Below are 21,762 nucleotides of genomic sequence, written 5' to 3' on the forward strand. Positions count from 1 at the left end.
GACCCGCCCGCCTCCACCCCGTACGACCCGGATCAGAACTTGATCTTGACCGAGACCGTGACCGTGACGTTCGCGCTGCGAAGCTGGTCGCGGTTGCCGTTGATCGGGTCGTTCTCGACAACGTTCTTCCGCATGCCGTTCACCTCCTCTCCCGATCGGACCGAACCTGCCAACGTGCGGGGAACAGGGTCAGGCCACTGGCCGCGCCATGGCGAGCGCGACCGCCGTACCCTCCTCCTGCACGCCGTCGAAGTGCCGCTGCATGAACAGCAGCACGGTCTGCATCAGCGACAGATGGCTGCGGGCGTCGAAGTCGTCGTGCCCGGCCCGGCGGCGGACCAGCTGATGCGGAACGCGGCGGGCGGCCAGCAGGCCGGCGTACCGCTCCACCGGAGCCGGCGGGCAACGCACGTCGTCGCTGGAGACGGCGAGCAGCACCGGCGCGGTGACCTGGTCGACGTAGCTGGCCGGCGACGACCGGGCGTACGCCTCGGGAACCTGCTCCGGGGTGCCGCCGAACAGCATCACGTCGAGCGCTTGGACCGCCGGGGACGCCGCATGGAACGCTGCGGCGTAGTCGGCGATCGGGCTGATCGCCACCCCGAGACGCCACAGCCGTGGCTGCACACCGAGGGCGAGCAGGGTCAGATAGCCACCCCACGAGGTGCCCCACAGGGCGGCCCGTCCCGCCTCGATCAACCCCTCGGTCACCAGATGCTCGCGGACCGCCGCCAGATCGGCGACCTGGGTCAGCCCGACGCCGGAGCTGAAGTCGTTACGCCAGGCGGAGCCGTAGCCGCTGGACCCCCGGTAGTTGGCCCGCACCACCGCGCAGCCGGTGCTGGCCAGGATCTCCACCAGCGGGTCGTACGCGTCCCGCGCGTGCTGCGACGGTCCGCCGTGGACCAGGAAAACGGCGGGACGGGTACGCCGGTCGTCGTTCGGTGTGGTCAGCAGCACGTGGATCGGCCCGCCCGGCCCCGGCACCCACAGCTCCTGCCGCTGGTAGTCGTCGACCGTGGCGGACGCCGCCGGGTCCGGACCGGCGCCACTGTCCGGCAGCCGGACGTCACGGCCCGACCGTAGCTGCGGCGGGGTCAGCGAGTCGGTCCAGATGTAGACGACGTCGCCGTCCGGCCAGACCGCCGCGTCCAGCACACTGCCCGGCGGAGTCGGCAGCACCGCACTGGCCCGCACCGTCAGGTCGGCCTCGTGCAGGATCGTATGGGCGTGCCGATCCTGACGAATCAGGATCCGCCGGCCGTCCGGGTACCAGCTCGCGGTGATCTCGGTGTCGAACCAGCACCAGCTGTGCGGCTGTAGTCCGTCGGTCCGGGTCCAGGTCGCCGGGAAGTACCGGTCGTCCTGCTCCAGCACGAGCAGCAGCCGGGGTTGACCGCCGCCGGGGGCGAAGCCGAGCGCCCAGACCCGCCGATCCGGCTGGCCGGACACCACCCCGACCGTGGCCCCGTCGCGGCCGACCACGGTCACGGCGTCCGCGGCGGCCGGGTCGGTGCCGACCGCTGCCAGCTCACCGGTCGGGTCCAGGTCGACCAGGTACGCGTACCCGGCGGTCCGGGTGACCTCGGTGATTCGTCCGTGCGGGTCGCGCCGGTGCAGGGTCAGGCCGTCGTCGTCGGCGAGCCCGACCAGGGCGGTTCCGTCGTCGGCCATCGCGATCCCGGCGTGCCGCGCCGGCGTCACCCCGGGCAGCGCCGGAGCCGAGACCGGCGAGGTGACCTGGTCAGTGGCGCTGTTCGGGAAGTCGCGGGTACGCCAGACACCCACCCCGGCGAGGTCGTCGTCGAACCACCACACCGTCTCGCCGTCCGGGTCCAACGCGGCCCGGATCGTTCCGGTCGCCCGGTCGGTCAGCTGGGTGACCGTGTCGGTCCGGCGGTCCCAAGCCAGGATCTGGCACCGACCGTCGGCGTCGCCGACGTAGACCACCCGGTGCGGCGCGTGCTCGGCGACCGCTGGAAGTGCCGGGTAGAACAGTCGGTATTCACGGCTCATCGGCGTGCCTCCTCTGCCACGGATCCGGTCGACGTCGCGTCGGGTTCGGTCGACGTCGCGTCGTCTGGTGGGTCCTCCGCCCCGGCGCGCAGTTGGCGCAGGTTGACCGTCGTGTAGACGGCCAGCCCGGCCAGTGCGGCGGCGAAGATCAGCGCGACGGCGGTCGGGCTGTACCAGGCGACGAGCAGGCCGGCGAGCAGCGGCGCCGGGGTCTGCAGCACCTCGCCGGCGGTGCCCATCACGGTGCCGACCCGGCCCTGCAGCTCGTCCGGCGTCAATGCGATGACCCGCGACTGGAAGATGACCCCGAGCAACGGGCTGAGCAGGAAGACCAGGCCGAAGAGCAGGCCGTACGTCCAGGTCTGCCGGGCCTGCGACATGGCCGCGACCAGGGCGACCATCGCCCAGGAGGCGACGACGATGACGGTCATCGGCCGGACCCGGCTGAACACGGCGGGCGCCAACAACGCGCCGGTCAACCCGCCTACGCTGGCCACGGTCAGCACCAGGCCGATCGACGACGCGGCCGCGCCCTGCTGCCCGGCGGTCAGAATCGCGTAGTAGATGAGTGCGCCGAAGGTGAAATTGATCCCGGCAGCCCAGATGGTCACGAATCGTAGAAACGGCTGCCGCCACACGAAGCGCAAGCCGTCCCGCAGATCAGTGAGGAACGATGTGCGTTCGACACGGTCCGGGGTGAGATCGGTGCGGATCGCACCGACCAGGAATGCGGACACCACATATGACACAGCGTCCACCAGGAATGGCACCCACCGGCCTATCTGGTAGAGTGCACCACCGAAAACCGGACCGACGATCTGTACGGCATGATTGCGCGCCTCCAGCCGGGACAGCGCCTTCTTGTCGTCAGCCGGCAGCACCCGACGGATCGAGCCCGCGCCGGCCGCCTCGTAGCCGCTCTGAGCCAGCCCTTCGACGAAGGCAGCGGCAGCGAGCACCACCAGGGTCGCCGTACCGCTGGCGACCGTGACGAAGAGCACCGCCATCGTGGCGGCGGCCAGCAGTAGTGACGCCACCATCATCCGCTTGCGGGGCAACCGGTCGGCCAGTACGCCGGCCGCAGGCGCGGCGACAAGTCGACCGGCCAGGGCCAGCGCGCCCACCAGACCGGCGGCGGCGGGCGAACCGGTTATCGCGAGGGTGACCAGCGGAAAGACGATGCCGGAGGTCTGCGACCCGAGTTGGTCGACGGCCCCGGCTATCCAGTACAGCCGGAAATCCCTCTTACGATCTCCATCAGTCGGCGTTGAATCAGCGGTTGAGGCAGCGGTCATCACTTCGGCCACATCGTCGACATGAACGTCCCAAGGGGTGGTTGATTGAGACTGTCTTGGCGGGCGTAACTCAGGTGAAATAGATCGACCTACCGGCCCCTGACCGGGCCACGGACAGAAGGCTAACAGCGCCCCAACCGGAGCGCAAGCATGTCAATACTTCAAGTTAGCCCGGGAGGAACCAGCGGCTCGTTCAATCCGAACTTGAGGATAATCGTCCCGCAAATGAAGCTATGCCCACAGGCCGAATTATTACCGCCCTACCTGGGCGTAACAACGACTCGTTGTCATCTTTGCCGTTAAGTAGGCGATGTCAGCCGCAAACCCGGCATCGGCGCTGTTGTCGCGACAAGATCGACAAGGGCGGCTGGCAGCCGCTCGAGAGGGCGGGCGTCAGCCCGCGCCTCAGCTCGGCTGCGTCGGATAGGTCGACAGCGCCGCCGGCCGGGCAGCCAGCATCGGCCGGAGCGCGCCGGCCAGCAACTCGACGTCGGCGGCGGCGAGCCGCAGCAGCGGGCGGCGCAGGTAGATGCTCCACGCATGCGGCTTCGGGAACGCCGCCAACTGGTGCACCAGCGGCTGCAACTCCACCCCGCCCGGGTACGGCACCACCCCGTCGACGTCCAAGGTACAGCCGGAGACGAACCGCATCCCGGCGATCTCGACCGGCTCGCCGAAGGCGCGGACCGCGCTGGTCGCGGTCGCCGTACCGATCACCCGGCCCCGGTCCCGGGTCGGGTTGTGCCAGGCGCCCCGGGTCGCGTACAGCAGCAGCTGGTCGCCGGCGGCCAACGCGGCCACCTCAGCCCGCGGGGTCGCCGGGAACGCCATCCGCTGCTGCTCCAGCACCCAGCGGATCGCTGCCCGCTCACCGAGCACCACCAGGTACGCCGCGTTCACGCCGCTGACTCTATCGACCCGCGTCCCGGGCGTCGGCCCAGCGTCATCCCGGCACCGACCCGCCGTACCTGCTCCAGCAGGTCGCCAGTGGACCCGTCCAGGTCGATCCGGTGGCAGACGAGCCGGATCCCGGTCCGGCGGACCACGTGCGCGGTCGGACCGCCCTCCCCGGCGTAGATGAGATGACCGGTGTCCAGACTGTACGCGACGCAGTAGGCCAGCATCTGATACAAGTCGTCGACGGGCGTCCGGGTCTTGTACTTGGTGTCGGCCACCGCAGCTACCCGGCCCTCGTCCCACCAGGTCAGATCGGGGCGGATTCCGATCAGGCCGGCCTCGTCGAGGTGACCGGCCGTCTGGGTGCGCAGCTGGCCGGCGGGCAGCACGGCCCGCAGCGCGGCGGCGACGAACGACTCGAAGACCCGCGCCATGTCGAGCAGCAGGCCGTTCGCGGCCCGGTCACCGACGCGGGCGTCGAGCGACGATCCGGCGAGGACCAGCTCGGCCAGCCACAGGGCGGTGTGCAGCTGGGCGTTGCTGCGGCCCGGACGCCAGATCGGCACCGGGGCGCCGGGACGCAGCCGAGTGACACCGGGGAACCGCTCAGCCAGCTGGCCGAGCCTGCGACGTACCGACGGCACCACGCCGGGAACGCGCAGCATCCGTTCGACCGCGCTGACCAGGATGCGGTTCTCCGGCGTGTCGGCGGTGAACTCGTCGTAGCGGACTTCCAGCGGCAGCGGCTGGCCGAGCCGACGGGTCAACTGCCGGGCCGGCATCATCCGCCCGCGCAAAACCGTCGATGCGGCGTCGACCTCCTGGTAGCCGTGTCGCAGCCCGCCCCGGATCGCCCGGTCGACCTGCCGACACAGCGCCTCGGCGAGCGCCGGAGCCAGCTCGTCGCTGGCACCCACCGGCAGGCTCGCCGGCTGCCACCGGTGCGGGTTCCGCGCGTAGCCGAACAGGAACAACAGCCGCGCTACCGGCACCTTCGGCGCGACGTACACATCGAGGTCGCCGATGCGGGCGGCGCCGACGAGCCGGGTGGCGCGCAGCAGCCAACGCCCGGCTGACGGGCCCGGGCGTACCTCGACGACCGGTTGCCGGCCCGCGCGGGCCGCCGCCAGCTGCCGGGCCTGCTCGCCGGTCAGTGCCACGTTCAGCGCCGGACCGGCCTCCCGCAGCTGGATCGCCCGGATCACGGTGAGGGCTGCCGATCAGCCAGGGCGGTCCGCAGCGCGTCGAGCCCGTACCGGTCGGGTACGTCCAGGTCGTCGGCGTAGTGGTGGTCGGCGAGCAGCGGCAGGATGTCATGGCGCCAGACCCGGTCGAGGCCGTCCGGGTCGCGGTGGTCGGCCTCGTCCAGCAGGTACGTCGGCCCGACGGCGTAGTCGGCGTCGGCGAGCCGGGCGTTGAGCGCGTCGAGCAGGTCGGCGGCCTCGGTGGGCAGGTCGCGGGCGGTGAGCCAGCGATGCAGCAGGCCGGCCACCGGCGGCCGGTCGGGGTGCATCTCGACGAACGCGAAGCGGCGGCGCATCGCGGCGTCGATCTGGGCGATCGACCGGTCGGCGGTGTTCATGGTGCCGATCAGGTAGAGGTTGGCCGGCAGGGTGAAGTCCTTCGCCGAGTACTGCAGCGCGATCGGCTGGTCACGGTATTCGAGCAGGAAGTACAGCTCCCCGAAGACCTTCGCCAGGTTCCCCCGGTTGATTTCGTCGATGATCAGCACGTACGCCGTGGACGGGTGTTCCCGGGCGGCGTCGGCGAGCCGGCGCAGCGGTCCGGAGGTGAGTTTGAATCGCAGGGTGCCGTCGTCGCCGGCCTCGGGCCGGAATCCTTCGAAGAAGTCCTCGTAGGTGTACGACGGGTGGAACTGGATCAGCCGTACCGCGTGGGGTTCGGTGAGCCGGGCGGCGAGGGCGCGGGCGACGTACGTCTTGCCGGTCCCGGGTGGGCCGTACAGGATGATCTGCCGCCGCCTGGTCAGCAGCTCCCGCAGCTCCCGCAGCCAGTCGAGGTCGAGCAGCAGCGTGTCGGCCAGGTCGGCGGGGACGTCACCGAGTCGCGCTTCGGCCGCCGGCGGCGGGGTCGGGGTCGGGGTCGCCACCGGACCTGGCGGCGGCGTCGCGGGGGTGGCCGGTGCCGCGGTCGGCGCCGGTTCGCGCAGCAGCGGCGCAGCGAGGTGTTCCAGCGCGGCCAGCCCGTCGGTCAGGTCGACCACGTCGTCCTGGCTCTGCAACAGGTTGGACAGGGCGGCGGGCAGCGCCGACAGGTCCACCGGCGGGTCGAGCTCCAGCCAGCGCACCGGCCGGCGCAGGTGGGACGGCAGCTCCCCGGCGCCGGTGAAGCTGGGCGGGCCGGTGACCAATCCGAGGTGTACGTCGCCGTGGTGCGCGGTCGCCACGAAGTCCCCGTCCCGCATCAGCCGCAGGAAGGCGTTGAACTCGCCGGTCAGCTTCTCCCGTACCGAATAGCTCTTGTGCCGGTAGGCGTCGGCGACGGCCTGGGTCAGCTGCTGCTCGTCGATGCCGGGGCCGAGTTGCGGCAGTTGGGAGGCGGCCAGCGACACCCAACCTTCGGCTAGCCACTGCGGCACCAGGTCGGCGCCGTCGACGTTGCTGCCCCGGACCAGCCAGGCCCGCCGCGCGACGGGTTCAGCCGCGAGGGTGGCGGTCTCGGCGAGTCGCTCGGCGAGGAAGTCAGCGGTGATCCGCTGTTCGGCGTTCGCCCGACCGTCGACGAACTCGACACCTTCCTCGCTGAGCCGGGCCGCCAGGTCGCTACCGCGTAGCCGGGCATGCTGGTGCCTGGCGTCGGGAACCCGCCCGGAAGCGTCGAGTACGCGGTGCGCGTTGTCGACGTAGGTGTCGGCCAGTAGGTGGGCGATGTCGTCCGGCGTGCCGTCGACCAGCTCGGCCAGATCGTCGTACGCCGTCCAGGAGCCGGCCGGTACGAGCTCCAGGGTGCTGGTGATCTTCTCGAGCCGGTCGTCGTACTTCTTCCGTGCGGCCTTTCGATCTCGGACGATGCCGTTGTATCGCTTGTTGATCTCACTCAAGAGGGTGTCCGGGTCGGGAAACATGTCTAGGGCGGCCAAACCGTCGTCGGTGATCCACCACAGCGCGTCCCGTTTGATCAGCCAGCCGATGGTGGCAGCGTCGCCGGCGTAGAAGCGGGCCGCGACCGCCCAGGCCGGTGAACCGTTGCGGTGCGGTCGCATCTCGGCCTCGTTGAGATCGATCCGCTCCGCGACTTGGTCGAGCACGTCCCTGCCATGCAGCCGCTGCCCGCTGTCGCGGAGCACTTCCAGGCAGGTACGCACCAGCAGCCCGTACCGCACACCGTCAGCCACGAGCGTCACCCTTCCTTGATCTCAGGTGACCTCGCAGCCTACGACCAACGAGCCACCGACTCGAAACTCGGATGTCGGAGAGCGGAATCCCGTGATCCCATGGGGTCCGGGGGGACGATGCGGATCGTGAGTGTGAACGCCTGGGGTGGGGCGCTGGCCGACGGGCTGCTGCCCTGGCTGGCCGACTGCCCGGCGGGCGTCGTCTGTCTGCAGGAGGTGACCCGGACGCCTGGTCTGACCGGGTGGACCCGCTTCGACGATGGCGACCGCGCCCTGCCGCAGCGCGCGAACCTGTTCGACGATGTCCGCGCCGTACTGCCCCGCCACCAGGGGTTCTTCCTGACCAGTGACTCCGGGCCGGTGACCGACGCGACGGGTGCCCGGCACCGGCAGGACTTCGGCGTGGCGACGATGGTCGCCGAACGGCTGCCTGTCGTCGGTGTCGACTCGGCCTTCGTACACGGGGAGTTTGTCGCCCATGGCGAGTGGACCGTCGCGGACCGTCCACGGGTGGCGCTCGCCGTCGGCGTCGTCGGGCGCACGGACGGCCGGCGGGTGTGGGTGGTGCAGGTGCACGGGCTGCGCGACCTGGTCGGCAAGGCGGACACCCCGGCGCGCCGGGCCCAGGCGGTACGGCTGGCCGAGCTGGTTCAGCGGGTACGCGACCCGGACGATCTGGTGGTGGTGTGCGGGGATTTCAACGTGCTGCCCGACAGCGAGACGTTCGACGTGCTGGGCGGTATCGGTCTGACTGAGCTGGTCGGCGCGGCGGACACCCGTACGTCGCATTATCCGAAGCCGGTCCGGCACGCGAGCTATCTGCTCGTCTCCGACGTCGCCGCCGTCGAACGCTTCGAGATCGTGCGTCAGCCGGAAGTCTCCGACCACCGCGCCCTGCTTCTCGACCTGCGGGCCTGACCCCGTCGGGCGGCAGGTCCAGCCCTCGCATGACCACCCTGACGGCGGGTACTCGTAGGCCATGATGGGCAGCGCCAACACTCTGACGCGGTCCCGCACTCCGGTGACGGGGTCGCGTAGCAGCGGAGCCCTCGTGCGGCCAGCCGAGCACGCCGACCTGGCGACCACGGCCCGTACGCATGTGGAGTTCCTACCGGTCGGGCTGTTTCCGTCACTCGGGCCCGGATTCGTTCGTCGCTGGCACCGCACCTACCTGGACTCGCGGCACGGCGTCGGCTACGTGGTCACCGACCCGACGACACCCGACAACGACGTTGTCGGATTCCTGCTGGGTACCACCGACCAGGCCGCCCACATGGCGGCGCTGTTCGCCGACCGGCGGGCGCTGGCCGCACTGTCAGTTTCCGGCGTAGGTGCGGTGGTCCGCCGTCCATGGTTGGCCCGCCAGCTGTCCTCCCGGGTTGGACCGTGGGCCCGGCAGATCGCGCAGCGCCGGTCCGGCCAGCCGACCCCGGCGGACGCGCCGTCCGAGAATCCGCAGGTCGCGGTGATGGTCGCGGTGGCGGTGCAACCGAAGTGGCGGGGCAGTGGCATCGGGGCGGAGCTTGTCCGCCGGTTCGTTGCGGACGCCCGGCGCGCCGGGGCGGCGGAGGCGGAGCTGGTTACCCCGGTCGGGTCGGCCGGAGCGACCGGCTTCTACGAACGGCTCGGCTGGGAGCTCGGGCCGTGCTGGCACACCCGCGACGGTGACCAGCTTCAGGCCTACCGTCAGCGCCTCGTCTCCACAGTCTGATCGGACCGCCGGCCACGCCCAGGGGGCGGGTCGAGTGGGCAACGGTACGGCGTACCGCTGCGGATGGCAGCGGCCATCGCGTCGTAGCGCTCCAGGATCAGGCGTTTGGTGCGGTACTCGCCGTGCGCGTTCTCGTCCGTGTCCCGGACGACCTTGAAGGTCTCCATGATGTAGTCGACGTCGTCACGGTCCACCCCGTACAGGTGGAAGTAGGCGGCGTCGAGTTCGGCGCGGATGAGTTCACGTCGCTGCGGATCCCACCGGAACGGCGGGCCGTCGCAGCCGAGGCTCTCGGCATAACCGGCCAGATCGTCAGCGGTGTAGGCCAACTCGACAACGCGGTCAGCGATCCACGAATCCAACGATCCGAGGCAAGAGGCCAGCCGGCCACCGTCACGGTAGCCGTCGGGCGCGAGGACAGGTAGCTGCTTCATGACGTAGTACTTCAGGTGAGTCCCGGATGCCTTCTGGCGCACCACGTAGTCCAAGACGAACGAACTCATGTTGGCCTGCAGTCCAGCCGAAACGATGCTGGGCATCGCGAGCAGGTAGGTGTCCCCGACGGCCGCGAACGGGATAACGGTCGAGATCAGGGTGCGTTCGTCGGTGCTGCGGGCGATGTCGCGCCAACCCAGCAGCCAGTCGTGCCGCCAGCGCCCGGCCAGCCGCTCGTCCACCGTCTGTTTCGACACCCAGTAGCGTGGCAGCGGCAACCGCGCCGGATCTTCGTGATCGGCGTCGGTGAACCGGGGTAGCGTCCCGACGTTAAGCTGCGACTGCGTCGCCCCTTCGTATGTACCGAGCCGGTGGTCGTAGAAGTGGACCATCTTCGCCTCGTACAACGGCACCATCCGCTCACCACCCCGAACGAAGTGGTTGCCCTCCAACGCCCAGCCATCCTGGACCAGGTCGTCGTAGCCACGGAACAACCCCGAGTCGTTGGCCATGTCGAACATTCGCAGGAACGACACATCCCACGGGTTACCGTCCGGAGCGTCGTCCCGCCACAACACCGGCACCCGCCGGTAGATCCCCAACGTGATCTCCGCGTCCCGCCGGGACAGAAACACCGGACACGTCCCCGTGTTGGGGTTCAACAAGCTAATCTCCTCCGGCGACAACACGTACGCCCGCCGCGCGATCTGATCCACCTGCCGCACCCGGAACACCAACGACACCCGATCAACCGGCCGCCGCACACCCGCCACCGTCAACAGAACGAACCGGAACGAGTGATGCACCTCCGAGAAGACCCGGTCCTCGTTCTCGAAGTCGAACAGTGACACCAGACTCCGACGACGGACAAGGTCCTTGAAGAAGTCCTGGGTGGTCGCGTCGGTGGCGATCCCGGTCGGGACGATCATGCCGAGCTGGCCGCGCGGGGCGAGCAGCGTCCGGCTGGTTTCGGCGAAGACGGCGTACGTGTTGATGTCGCCGCGGCCGGTGAGCCGGTGCCGGCCGGCGGTGCGCAGCAGGTGGCTGATCCCGCTGGCGGTGCGTAGCGCCTTCGTCCAGCTTAGGTGCAGGTCACGCTCGGCGGGCTGCTCGCTGTCGGCGAGTGCGGCGATCAGCTTCTTGCGGGCAGCGGCGTTCGGCGCACCGGCGACCGCTTCGTGCTGGCCGTCGAAGAACTCCTGCTCCTGGAGTTTGACCCGCTCCCAGGGCGGGTTGGTCAGTACGCAGCTGAAGCCGCCGCGCCAGCCGGTGGCCGGGTCGAGACCGGCCCTGTCGGCGTGGACCCCGTCGGCGGGGACTTCGAAGATGTGCGGGAACTCGATGTGCCAGTGGAAGAAGCTGTACTGCCGGACCATCGTCTCGACGAGCTGCCGGGCGCGCTCGACGTCGTCGCTGCGCTCGTCGGTGGCGATGCGGGCCAGCATCGCGTTGGTGAGGCCGTACGCCCGGTTCCTGGGGATCTTCGGGGCGACGAACGCGGCGCACCAGGCGTCGGCGATCTGCCGCAGTCGGCGCCGGTGCGGGTCGAGGGTGCGGTCCCGCTGGGCTTGGATGTGCACGTCGGCAAGGGTTTCGCAGGGTGCCAGGTGGGCGATGGCGGCGGCTTCGGCGGCGAGGTCGAGGTTCCCGGCGCTGCCGGTGGTCAGTGGCCGGACACCGGGCGACTGGCTAGCGTTTTCCCGGCGTAGGGCGGTGACGACGGCTCGGTTGTCGCCGTCGAGGGCGGTGTACGCGGCGTCGGGGATGCCGGCGGCGAGTTGTGCCGGGGTGGCACCGAGCAGCGAGTTGCCGACCCGCAGGTGCGCGTCGAGGTAGCCGAGGGGTTTGCCGGGTTCGACCGCTTCCAGCCAGAGGGAGAGTTTGGCCAGTTCGACGGCCATTTCGTTGCTGTCGACGCCGTACAGGCAGCGGGTGGTGACCTTGCGCATCGCGGCCTGGACGGCGTCGGGGTGGGGTTCCAGGTCGTCGGTTTCCTCGATGGCGATGCGGCGGGCGATGCGGCGGGCCGCGCCGATGAGGAAGTGCCCGGATCCGCAGGCCGGGTCGCAGACGGTAATGCGTTCGAGGGCGGCGACGCGTTCGGCGGGGGTGTCGGCGTCGCAGGCCTCGTCGAGCAGCGGCTCCAACGTGGAGTCGAGGAGTTCGTCGACGAGGGACGGCGGGGTGTAGTAGGCGCCGGTCTTCTTCCGGTCGCTGCCCTTGACCTTGACGAAGCAGAACCTGCCGGTGTGGGCGTCCCAGCAGGGGTGCAGCTCCAGCAGTGCCTCGTACACGCTGCCGAGTTCATCCGCGCCGAGCCGCGCCCAGTCGACCCACTGCCGGCGGTCGGCCCGCCGGCCGGTCAGGACGCTGAGCTGGGTTACGGCGGTGAGCAGTGCCGAGTTGGCGAGCAGGGCGCGGCGCAGCGGCAGGTCGAGTTCGCTGGTTTCGAAGACGCCACCGAGGGCGGGCAGGCCGATCACCTGGCCGCCGGTTTCCGAGCCGAGCAGCTGGAACACCAGGGCGGTGCTCTGCCACAGGTCGCCGTGCCAGGAGTGGCGGCGGGTGTCGGCGAGGCGGCGCAACCGGCGGGAGGAGAAGTAGGTGTCGTAGCGGTCGCGGGCGGCCCGGCTGGCGTGCGGGTCGAGCAGGACGCCGCGGTCCTCGACGACCATCCAGAAGATCAGCTTGTAGACGAGCCGCAGCAGGGAGCGTTTCAGGTCGGCCAGGGTCAGCCGGCCGGCGGCGACGTCGTCGCGCAGTTGCCGGTTGTGCGGGTGGCTGAGGAAGCCCTGTCCGAGGGTTTCCAACGCTTCGTGAACGCCGTACCGCAGGCTGGTGAGGGCGCGTTCGCCCTGCTCCGCACCGTGGATGCGCCACTTTTCCAGCGGGCAGGAGGCGGCGCCGGCCTGCGGGTCGCTGATCTCGAACCGGCTGGCGTGGGCGATCCGGTAGAACAGCAGGAAGTCGGCGAACAGTTCGCCCTGGAAGATCGCCGCCAGGTCGAATTCGAGGTACGCGCTGCCGGCGAGGTTGGTGGAGTCGCGCAGTAGTCGCAGCTGCGGCCCGTTGCACAGCACCGCCCACAGGTGCTGGTCGCTCTGGTTGAGCAGCCGTTGCACCATGACGTGTGGTGCCGCGTCGGACGGGGAGCGGGTGCCGCGCGGCACTCCGGCGGCCCGCCGGTCGAGGTCGGCACCCCAGGGGGCCAGGTGCACCGGCAGGGCCTGCTGCCATCGGTGGCTGACCGGGAACGGCTGTTCGTCGACGACGATGCCGCCGGGTAGGCGTTCGATGCCGTCGAAGTCGAGGGTACGCAGCAGGGTGTGCCGCCAGTCGTCGGCGGCGCGCCGCCGGGTGCGGCGGCTGCCGGTGCCGGCCTGCTGGTCGGCGTACCGGTTGAATTCGTCGCGCAGGTAGCCGAAGTCGCGGTTGGCGATCCGGCGGACGGATTCGCCGGCGGTCAGGTGGTATGAGCGGGCGTCGATGCCGGGCACGGTCGGGTCGCCGTCGCGGATGCGGCCCAGGACGCCGCCGGGCAGCAGGCTGCCGACCAGGTTGACCGCCGAGTGCGCCAGCGCCATGCTCGCCCTCCCCAGGCCGAGCCCCCGCGTCTACATGTGGCGATCATTCAGTCACGATCAGCAATCTTTCGCTGTCGAGTAGCCGACAGATCACCGCGTGCTACCGGTCCTGCCGGGCGGCAAGTAGGTCGGTGGGCTGGTAGAGCACGTCGAGGCCACGGCAGGACGCGCCGCTGCGGGAGACGGCGACGGTCGGCACCGGCTCGTCGGTCAGCGATGCCCGGTGCCGGAACAGCGCGGACAGGTCGTGCCCGTCGAACGGCGACTGGTCGTGCCATTTGATCGAGCCGACGAAGTACAACTCGCGGGCGATCGGTGCCCGGTCGGCACCGACGATGTCGATCTCGACGTCGTTGGATCTGGTCCAGTACGCGCCGATGGCGGGTGCCGCCGGCAGCGAGTCGTCGGGCAGCAGCCGGGCGAGCGCGTCGCGGATCAGTGGCTCGACGGCCCGGCCCCGCCAGCTCGGAAAGCTCGTCCGGATGCGGGTCAGGGTCAGGTCACCCCGGCCGCGTTCGATCTCCGGCATCGCGGGGGCGAGAAACCGCAGCCAGAAGCGCAGGTACGGGTCGACGATCCGGTAGCGGCGGTCCTTCGACGGGCGGGTGGACAGCGGTAGTTCACCGGTGACGAGCCGCTTGGCCTGCAGGGTTTCCAGGGATCGTTGCAGCGACGTAGCCGACATTTCGCCGGCCGTACGGGCGATGTTGGTGAACGTCCGCTCGCCGGAGCCGATCGCGGTCAGCACCTTGCGGGCCTGGAGCTGGGCGGGGAACTCGGCGGCGAGTGACCGTTCCGCGGAGACCAGCAGCGCCGATGTCGGGTCGGCCAGTGCCGCGCCGAGGAAGTCCCAGACGCTGGCGCCGGGCGGCCATTCGGCGGCGACCAGCGGCAGTCCACCGGTGATCAGGGCGGCGTCGATCGCGTCGGCGGGTGGCAGGTCGAGCATGGTGGCGAGGTCGGCCGGGTTGAGCGGGCCGAGCACCATCTCGCGGCCACGCTGGTGGAACGGCCGACGGTAGTCGTTGAGCGCCTCCATCATCGCCAGGTCGGAGCCGATGAGGACGAGCAGCACCGGCTTGCGGGACAGCAGCCGGTCCCAGGCCCGCTGCAGGACGCCTTCGAACTGCTGCTCGGGATCCATCAGATAGGGCACTTCATCGAGGACGACGACGCTGGGAGTGTCGTCGGGCAGCGCCGCTGCCAGCAGCCGGAACGCGGCGTCCCAGTCCGACGGGTTGGCGGCGGCGATCAGGTCCCGGCCGGGCAGGGTGGATTCGGCCGCGTCGGCGACGAGTTGCCGCAGTTCGGTGGCGGTGCCGGCACCGGCGGCGGTGAAGTAGAGGTACGGCACCTGCGCGTCGTCGACGAACCGCTCGACCAGGCGGGACTTGCCGACCCGCCGCCGCCCTCGGATGAGCAGGCAGCGGCCGGGCCGGTCGTCCCGGGCCGAGGCGATGCGGTCCAGCTCGGCAGCGAGGGTGCCGAGTTCCCGGGTACGCCCAACGAAGCTCGCCACGCTAACTCCCATGTTAGTAACACCGATGTTAGTAACATCCAGGTTAGCTCAGGCGTGAACATGGCGGCACAGCCACCGCGAGGGCTGCAACATTCGGCTCAGCTACTGCAAAACTTGCCTGTACGACTGATATTGCAGAAGGCAGCAAAATTTTGCAGCAGGGAGCGGTGGTGAACCGGACAAATTCGACAGCTCTGGCCGGCGTCGCCAGCGACCAGTGGGGCATGATCAGCACAGCACAGGCCGCGCATCTCGGGATCACCGCAGTCAGGCTGGCCAGCATGGCTCGTGCCGGAGAGCTTGACCGGCTCGCCCATGGCATCTACCGCCCCGTAGGCGACCGGCGTCCGGGCGGTGCCGTAGCTGATGGAGCCGTATAGCGCCGCAGCTCAGTCTCCGGGATATCCGTCGAGGAGCCGTGCAGCGACAGCTGGTGGCAAAATAGTTGACCAGATTATTTCACCGGGACCAGGATTCAACCCAACCACACCGTTTGGCTCTGGCATCCAGCTGCTGAGATCAACATCAGGAATCGCGTTTATGATTACCGCGAACACCTTCGGATCGGCGACGTTTTCAGCACCTATAACCAGGTAGGTCTCGCCATCGTTAGCCCTGGCCCAGGCCCTCACGCTGTAGTTGTGGAACTCTGCCTGATAAACGTGGCCACTCCGGAGAGATCGAGCAATTAGGTCACATACGATCCTACGTATTTCCGCCTCCCATGCTGCGGCATGTTCTAGTTCGAGGCGTTTCCAGTCCCAGTCTGCAGGTAGCCACTTTTCGGATGATCCGCCCTCGCGCTTAACAGCTCCAGCAAGGGCTTCATAGAAGTCGGCCGGATCGCCCTCGCGTCTAAATCCGGCGGCTCCCATCCACCATGGAGCAGCGCGAACCTGTGGTCCCGCATCTGCGTGGTCTGCTTCCAACAAGCGAGTGGCAACACCGCGCCAACGACCCGTCTTGACTTTGAACCACACGCGGTCCTTCAGAGTAACGACCCTTTCAACACCTCCAGCAGCATGTGCTTCCGGTAAGCGCTGAGCCTCTACTATCAGATCATGATCATGCTCACTGAGCGATTCGGTGATAGGTGGAACTCGAAGATCAAGATTCGTCATACAGACGCGCGTTGGTCGGACGGGCTTGGCCTCACCGCTCATTCGATGAGTTTAGAGCCCAAACCCGCCCAAATCCAGACGGGCTCAGCGCCCGTCAGGCATGCCACCGTACTCGTCAAGCCGATCGGCAGGCACCCCGGTAAGGAGTGAGACAGCGGACCTGGACGAACCGTCAAGATGGCTAAGAGCAGCGCGAACGCCCTCGTTGATCTCGCTACGATGCGCCTCGATGTACTCGCGCACAGCAGCGTCGACGATGTCTTTCTTGGCCATGCCCAGAAAGTGGGCGGCGTGAGAGATGAGCTGGTCAGTACCGACGTCAACCTTGATGGGAGCGGACGTTGCAGCCATGAGGCCCCCTTCCTGTGACCTACAGTACCTTGGTACCAAAGTACCCGGCAACACCTAGCACCTAACCTCTCAACGATACTGGTCCTAGGCTGGTACGGCGACCGCGTTGCGAAGTCTGCACCTGATCATGTGAGCGTGTAGCCCCAGGCGAGGAGCTAGCAGTCAAGCTGCCAGCATGGCATATCGGTAATCTACGGACAGACAGGTGCTAAGTACCTAATCTAGCCGCTCGCACACCGGCTCGGCCGACGACGCGGCAGGCTGGCAGATGCTGCGTGACTGTCTGGAGCCGATGAACGGCGACGGCGCTGCCGGTTGAGACCGGCCGACTCATCTGACGCTTCGTCGGGCCTGTTCGGCTCGCCACAGCAGTTCGCCCTGCTCGGCGGCTGCCTCGTTGGCGGCGATCCATTCGTCGATCTCGGCCCGGTGGTCGGCGTAGTAGCGCAGCGCGACGTCGACGCTGTGCCGGGCCAGCCCGGTGCTGGCCATCATCTCGGTGACCAGCTCGTCGCCGTCCAGCTCCGGGGCTTCGGCCTTGAGCGCGTGCCGCGCGGCGATGACCTCCCACACGTCGGGGCCGCCGGCCAGCGCCGCCCGCTGCCCGGCCGGCCCGTCGCGCAGCAGGATGCCGGGGTACTTCGCGCCGTCGTACAAGCTCATGGGGCTACTCCTCCTCGTCGAGAAGAGGAAGTACGGGTCCGTCGTCGGTGACTCCGTCGGGGAGCCGGCCAGCGGCGGCGAGCCGCTCGTACGCCCAGAGCCAGTCGTCGCAGCGGCTCCGCAGGCAGGACACGCAGACCTTGAGCGTCGGCGAGTCGGTGTGGGCGGCCAGCACGTCCCGGTAGACGGCGACGAGGTCCTCGCGGACCGGCACCGCCTCCCCGACGGACGGCCCGCTGCTCACCGCGCACCCGCGTAATAGTGGTGCCGGCCGTTGGCCTGCCGCTGCGGGTCGAACCGGGCCTCGAACTGCTCGGTCTGCCATTCGCGCAGCGCGTTGCGCACCCGGTCGGCTTCGGTCCAGGCCATCCGCAGCTCACGGCGCAGCTCGTCGACCTCGTCGGCGACCCGTTCCAGGTAGCCGTACACCTCGTCGGGGTCGAGGCCGCCGCGCCAGCGGCGCGGCAGGAACCGCATGGCACGCACCGCCGGCCCGGTCAGCCGCGATCGCCGTACGCCGTTGCGTCCGCTGTTGCTCTGGTAGTCGCCGCCGGTCGCCGCCGTCAGCCGGCGCCGTACGGTCGCCGCGTTGCGCCTGAACACGTTGTGCCTCCTGGTGGGAGAGAATCGTGGAGAGGCGCCGGGGCGGGCGGGATCACGCCAACCGAGTTTGCAGACCTGGGAGCCGCGTTGCCGGGCACCCGCCCCGGGCCGTGCCACCACGATGCCGGATGCACGCGGCCCGCCGGCAGATGCATTTCTGCGGCACTTCTGATGCATTTCTGTTGCATCGCTCGCTGACCTGCACAAACAGGTGTGCGTTAACCTACCCGCATCGCCGTGGAATTTCCACGGTAAGTCGATCGCAAGAGTTATCCACAGCCCATTGCTTTGATCTTGTAGATCTGTGTGTACTACGTGCACCGTGGACATTGGTCCGACGCGACGGGAGGGCGTCCAGGTGACGGCACGGCGACAGGGCCTGGTCAGGCAGCGCAGGACGGCAGGCTTCAGCCAGGAAGGACTGGCCAGGCTCCTACAGGTCGATCGCACGACGATCGCCCGCTGGGAGCGCGGTGACACAGACCCACACCCAGCGGTACGGGCACGACTCGCCGAAGCCCTTGACCTGCCAATTGATCAGCTCGATGCGTTGCTCGCTGATGAGCCGACGAATCTCGCTCTGGACAGCACCGATTCCGGCGGTACGGTGGCATTTGGGGATACCGATGGAGGTGATCTTGTGGACCGCCGCGCTTTCACGATCAACACCGCTCTCGCCGGCCTCGGCATCGCCACACCACTGCGCGACTGGATCACATCGCCGCAGGTGCCGCAGCACCTCGGCATGGAGCACATGCAGCAGGTCTCCGAGACGATCCTGGCCTTCCGCCGTGCCGACGCGGCGGTCGGCGGTGACAGCCTGTGCGACGTCGCTATCGCCATGCACCGCCGACTCACCCGCTGGGAGCGCGAGACGAGCTACAGCCGCCAGGTCGGCGAGGCCCTGCAGGACTGCCTCGGTGACCTGGAGGTCCAGACCGGCTGGCTCGCCCTCGACGCCGAACGCCGTCAGGAGTCCCGCCACTTCCTACACGAAGCCTTCGTCCGCGCCCGGCTCCGCGACGACCCCCGGCTTGAGGTGCGTGCCCTCCAACAACTCTCGATGCTGGTACGGGATGCCAATCCATCGGAGGCGTTGCGCTTCGCTGACGCTGCCCAGCGGATCGCCGCGCCCTGGGCTACGCCCCGTCTAAAGACCCTCCTGCACCTGCGCGCGACGTTGGCCTACGCCAAGGCGGGCGATGCATCCGGCTTCGGACGCGAGCTGGTCAAGGCCAAGACCCAGTTCGACCGAGGGACGGCACTCGACGACCCGCCATACCTTCAGTTCGTCAACACGTTGGAGATGACTGGCATCGAGGGCGCCGGTCATCTCGCCCTCAACCGACCAGACCGTGCATCCAGCCTCTTCGCTGAAGGTCTCGTGGATCCCGATCCCCTCTTTCGACGGAACCTCGTCCTTACCAGGGTTGACGTCGCAGATGCCCTGTACCAGCAGGGCGATTACGTCGAAGCCGGCAGAGTCGCGAACGACGTCGTGCCGGCCGTGGCCTCGATTGAATCCCGTCGAACCCGGAAGCGACTGGCGGCCCTGCGTGCCGACCTCGGGCGGACGGCTCCCCATGTGCCGGCGGCTCGTGACTTCATCGAGGCGTACGACGCCGCCAAGGTCGCCTGACGGCCGAGCCAGCAGGAAGGCTGTCGCTGGACGAGGCGAGAGAGGTGTTGAAGGATGCCTGAGACCGTTCTCGACCTGATTGTGGTTTCTCCACAGACCGACGAGGAAGACTGGATCATCTACAGCCCTCAGATTCCCGGGCTGGCGGGCGGTCACGACAGCTTTCTACAACTTCGCGAGGATCTACCCGAAATCCTCCGCTTTGCCGGAGTCGATTTTTCTGCGCACCTCCGGACCCACGTTGAGGAGATCTACGACTCAACCGATGCCGACTACGTCATTCGAGTGGCTCAGGATCCTTATCGCAAGGACCGTGCGGCGACTGCCAACCGCCTCCGGGCAGCACTGACGGATGAGCGACAGCGGTACGACCTCCTTAGTTCGCCCCGCACCCGAACGGGCGAAGTTCTTTTCATCAGCGCGGTCGCTTCCGACACGCTCAGCGAGCTGGCGGCGCAACTCCACCCCTCCGGGGACGCTGCAGTAATTGTCTGCAGCGTGGCAGACAATTTCATCTGGACCTTCCACTTCACCAACAGCGAAGAACTCGACGAAGACGCGCGTTCTCTCGTCGATCTGGGAATCTCGGAGAGCACGACCATCGGCGAGATCATGGGGCAGCGGACCAACAGCCACCCACTGGCGGTTCTCGCGGCCTAGCCCACTAGAGACTGGATTCAAAGGAAGGCGACTTGATGGCGGTCGACGGTCTCAAGCTCGACGTCTACGACGCTGACCAGGCAAAGGTAATCCTCGACGACCTGGTCGCCGTCTACATCGAGATCTACGACGAGCCGGCCGACGCGTTCCACGGCGAGGACCGCTACCGCCGGCAGATCAACGGGCATATGACACTGCCCGGCTGGAAGCTCGTCACCGGCACAGTCGGCAACGAACTCGTCGGCTACGCCTACGGCTTCCCGCTCTCATCGGACCGCTGGTGGGCCGGGCTACTCACGCCCGTACCGGATGGCTTCACCGAGGAAGACGGGCAGCGCACCTTCGCGATCAGCGAACTCATGGTCCGCGAGTCGTGGCGGCGACAGGGCATCGCCCGCGCGCTGCACGACGCGCTGCTCGGCAACCGGCAAGAGTCCCGGGCAACCCTGCTCGCCGACCCGAAGAACGCCCCGGCGCAGGCAGCGTACGCCTCCTGGGGCTGGCGCACCGTCGCCCAGCTCCGCCCCAACTGGGACAACTCCCCCACCTACGACGTCCTCATCCTCCCACAGCGCGAGTAGGCCGCCAGACCGTGAGCGTCTGTTCGATGGGTGAAGGTCATGAGCATCCTTACTGACGTCGCCGCGATCGTGCGAGCCCGAGTCGCTGATCTCAACGTGGCCATCGGTGAGCTGTACACCGCTCGCTCAAAGATCGAGCGGGCACATTGGCAGATGGCCGCCGCTACGCGCGGCACTGATGATGCGGGCCCCTCGCAGGCGATCGCGGAGCTGGTCCGCTGCTCGGTTCGGGTCGATCATGGCGCTTCCCTCGTCATCCAAACGACCGAAAGCCTCGCGCACTTCTCCACAACGGTGCTGGGATTCCCGCTATCCGCCGAGAGCAGCGGTCGCACGCTACGGCAGCCCGAGTACCTTCGCCCGGATGCTGTGCCCACCTGGGTGCACGACGTCGCAAGCGCCGTTTACGCGCTCATGCCCGGCGGTGGCAAGACCGCCGGTGTCCTCGCACTTCCCGATGGGCGTACCCGAAGCAAGCCGATCTGGAGCGGACGACAAGGTCCGGGCGCGGGCGCGCCGGGTCTACGGCGCGATGACAAGATCAACCAGTGGCCGCGGTTGAAGTCGGCGGTCGAGCATGTCGAGGGCCACGCTGCAGCTGTCATGCGTCGCGCGGGCGCACCAACGGAGGCGGTCCTGGTCGTCAGCCAGCCGCCTTGCCCTGGGCCGTACGGCTGCAACGCGGTCCTGCCGGCCCTCCTACCCGTAAACTCTCGTCTAACGGTCTATCTCGCGAGTGCGGATGGCCAGGCCCGACTCTGGAAGACCTATATCGGCACCGGGGAAGGAACAGTCACGTGACGACATACGAGGTTACCTGGCTGGGGACGGGCCACGCCGTCGTGACCGACCCCTCGCAGATCGACGACGTGCTTGGTCCACTACACGAGGCCGGGCAGCCCTGCGTGGTCGATGTTTTTCGGTACCGCGACGGCAGGCCGGACGGTGGCGTCCAAGTCGGGGTAGGTCATGCGCACCGGTCGTTCGTGCTCTACTTTGGCGAGCCAGACGGAGGGTACGCGGTCGAGCCTGGTATTGAGCCCTGGGGTTGTGAGATCGAGTTCAGCTATGGCGGCCAGCCCACCGGCTATGATCCCTCCGAGACGCGGATCACGCCTGGTCGGGCTATCGCGCTCGTCCGCCAGTTGGTCGCTACGGACAGTCGCCCAGCCGGTGTGGATTGGGATGAATTCGTCAATCCCAACGCCACTCCGACCGACGTCCAGTGGGAATCATTAGACGTCTAATGCTAACGAACAAGACCTTAAGTAGATTTCTTATTTACTGCACTGGAAAAATCGGCAAGGGAAACCTTTGGCGCGTCAGCAGACC

General features: G+C 68.4%; 19 protein-coding genes. 7 read left to right on the forward strand and 12 right to left on the reverse strand.

The window, feature by feature from the left end:
• Positions 1 to 189 precede the first annotated feature (189 nt).
• The 5 genes from O7621_RS05250 to O7621_RS05270 form a co-directional block, all read right to left on the reverse strand.
• A complete protein-coding gene (locus O7621_RS05250; protein ID WP_282232981.1) occupies positions 190 to 2,016 on the reverse strand; it encodes a prolyl oligopeptidase family serine peptidase in 1,827 nt (608 codons plus the stop codon).
• Positions 2,013 to 3,311, reverse strand: coding sequence for an MFS transporter (locus tag O7621_RS05255; RefSeq protein ID WP_282232982.1), 1,299 nt, complete (start codon positions 3,309 to 3,311; stop codon positions 2,013 to 2,015). The genes O7621_RS05250 and O7621_RS05255 overlap by 4 nt, the downstream gene beginning before the upstream one ends.
• Positions 3,312 to 3,716: 405 nt before the next feature.
• Complete coding sequence (locus O7621_RS05260; RefSeq protein ID WP_282232983.1) at positions 3,717 to 4,211, reverse strand: hypothetical protein; 495 nt, start codon at positions 4,209 to 4,211, stop codon at positions 3,717 to 3,719.
• Positions 4,208 to 5,413, reverse strand: a complete 1,206-nt coding sequence (locus tag O7621_RS05265) for a restriction endonuclease (protein WP_282232984.1) — start codon at positions 5,411 to 5,413, stop codon at positions 4,208 to 4,210. The genes O7621_RS05260 and O7621_RS05265 overlap by 4 nt, the downstream gene beginning before the upstream one ends.
• A complete protein-coding gene (locus O7621_RS05270) occupies positions 5,410 to 7,563 on the reverse strand; it encodes an AAA family ATPase (RefSeq protein ID WP_282232985.1) in 2,154 nt (717 codons plus the stop codon). The genes O7621_RS05265 and O7621_RS05270 overlap by 4 nt, the downstream gene beginning before the upstream one ends.
• 117 nt (positions 7,564 to 7,680) lie before the next feature.
• Here O7621_RS05270 and O7621_RS05275 point away from each other — a divergent pair, with 117 nt between their 5' ends.
• Both O7621_RS05275 and O7621_RS05280 read left to right on the forward strand, forming a co-directional pair.
• Positions 7,681 to 8,481, forward strand: coding sequence for an endonuclease/exonuclease/phosphatase family protein (locus O7621_RS05275; RefSeq protein ID WP_282232986.1), 801 nt, complete (start codon positions 7,681 to 7,683; stop codon positions 8,479 to 8,481).
• 133 nt (positions 8,482 to 8,614) lie between these two features.
• On the forward strand, positions 8,615 to 9,274 hold the full coding sequence (locus tag O7621_RS05280) for a GNAT family N-acetyltransferase (RefSeq protein ID WP_282232987.1): 660 nt from the start codon (positions 8,615 to 8,617) through the stop codon (positions 9,272 to 9,274).
• On the opposite strand, the gene O7621_RS05285 is transcribed toward O7621_RS05280, so the two are convergent.
• The 7 genes from O7621_RS05285 to O7621_RS05315 form a co-directional block, all read right to left on the reverse strand.
• Positions 9,250 to 13,293 carry a DNA methyltransferase gene (locus O7621_RS05285; protein WP_282232988.1) on the reverse strand — a complete coding sequence of 1,348 codons (4,044 nt, stop codon included), beginning with the start codon at positions 13,291 to 13,293 and terminating at the stop codon, positions 9,250 to 9,252. The genes O7621_RS05280 and O7621_RS05285 overlap by 25 nt on opposite strands.
• 100 nt (positions 13,294 to 13,393) lie before the next feature.
• Positions 13,394 to 14,812: an ATP-binding protein gene (locus O7621_RS05290; RefSeq protein ID WP_282232989.1), complete on the reverse strand. Its 1,419-nt coding sequence runs from the start codon at positions 14,810 to 14,812 to the stop codon at positions 13,394 to 13,396.
• 389 nt (positions 14,813 to 15,201) lie between these two features.
• On the reverse strand, positions 15,202 to 15,975 hold the full coding sequence (locus O7621_RS05295; protein WP_282232990.1) for a hypothetical protein: 774 nt from the start codon (positions 15,973 to 15,975) through the stop codon (positions 15,202 to 15,204).
• 42 nt (positions 15,976 to 16,017) lie between these two features.
• Entirely contained in the window at positions 16,018 to 16,284 is a 267-nt protein-coding gene (locus tag O7621_RS05300; protein ID WP_281552375.1) for a hypothetical protein, read from the reverse strand.
• A 330-nt stretch (positions 16,285 to 16,614) separates the two neighbouring features.
• Positions 16,615 to 16,947, reverse strand: a complete 333-nt coding sequence (locus O7621_RS05305; protein ID WP_282232991.1) for a hypothetical protein — start codon at positions 16,945 to 16,947, stop codon at positions 16,615 to 16,617.
• Between the two features lie 4 nt (positions 16,948 to 16,951).
• A complete protein-coding gene (locus O7621_RS05310) occupies positions 16,952 to 17,191 on the reverse strand; it encodes a hypothetical protein (RefSeq protein ID WP_282232992.1) in 240 nt (79 codons plus the stop codon).
• Positions 17,188 to 17,550, reverse strand: coding sequence for a hypothetical protein (locus tag O7621_RS05315; protein WP_282232993.1), 363 nt, complete (start codon positions 17,548 to 17,550; stop codon positions 17,188 to 17,190). Before O7621_RS05315 ends, O7621_RS05310 begins: the two co-directional genes overlap by 4 nt.
• Before the next feature lie 358 nt (positions 17,551 to 17,908).
• Between O7621_RS05315 and O7621_RS05320 the strand changes: the two genes are divergently transcribed.
• The 5 genes from O7621_RS05320 to O7621_RS05340 are packed head-to-tail and all read left to right on the forward strand — an operon-like array spanning position 17,909 to position 21,677.
• Entirely contained in the window at positions 17,909 to 19,189 is a 1,281-nt protein-coding gene (locus O7621_RS05320; RefSeq protein ID WP_282232994.1) for a helix-turn-helix transcriptional regulator, read from the forward strand.
• A gap of 54 nt (positions 19,190 to 19,243) precedes the next feature.
• On the forward strand, positions 19,244 to 19,849 hold the full coding sequence (locus tag O7621_RS05325; RefSeq protein ID WP_282232995.1) for a hypothetical protein: 606 nt from the start codon (positions 19,244 to 19,246) through the stop codon (positions 19,847 to 19,849).
• A 35-nt stretch (positions 19,850 to 19,884) separates the two neighbouring features.
• The gene (locus tag O7621_RS05330; protein ID WP_282232996.1) at positions 19,885 to 20,430 is read left to right on the forward strand and encodes a GNAT family N-acetyltransferase; all 546 of its coding nucleotides are present in this window, start codon (positions 19,885 to 19,887) and stop codon (positions 20,428 to 20,430) included.
• 39 nt (positions 20,431 to 20,469) lie between these two features.
• Positions 20,470 to 21,231, forward strand: coding sequence for a DddA-like double-stranded DNA deaminase toxin (locus O7621_RS05335; RefSeq protein ID WP_282232997.1), 762 nt, complete (start codon positions 20,470 to 20,472; stop codon positions 21,229 to 21,231).
• On the forward strand, positions 21,228 to 21,677 hold the full coding sequence (locus O7621_RS05340) for an Imm1 family immunity protein (protein WP_282232998.1): 450 nt from the start codon (positions 21,228 to 21,230) through the stop codon (positions 21,675 to 21,677). The genes O7621_RS05335 and O7621_RS05340 overlap by 4 nt, the downstream gene beginning before the upstream one ends.
• Positions 21,678 to 21,762: the final 85 nt, after the last annotated feature.

This window comes from Solwaraspora sp. WMMD937 (assembly GCF_029581175.1).
Taxonomy (GTDB): domain Bacteria; phylum Actinomycetota; class Actinomycetes; order Mycobacteriales; family Micromonosporaceae; genus Micromonospora_E.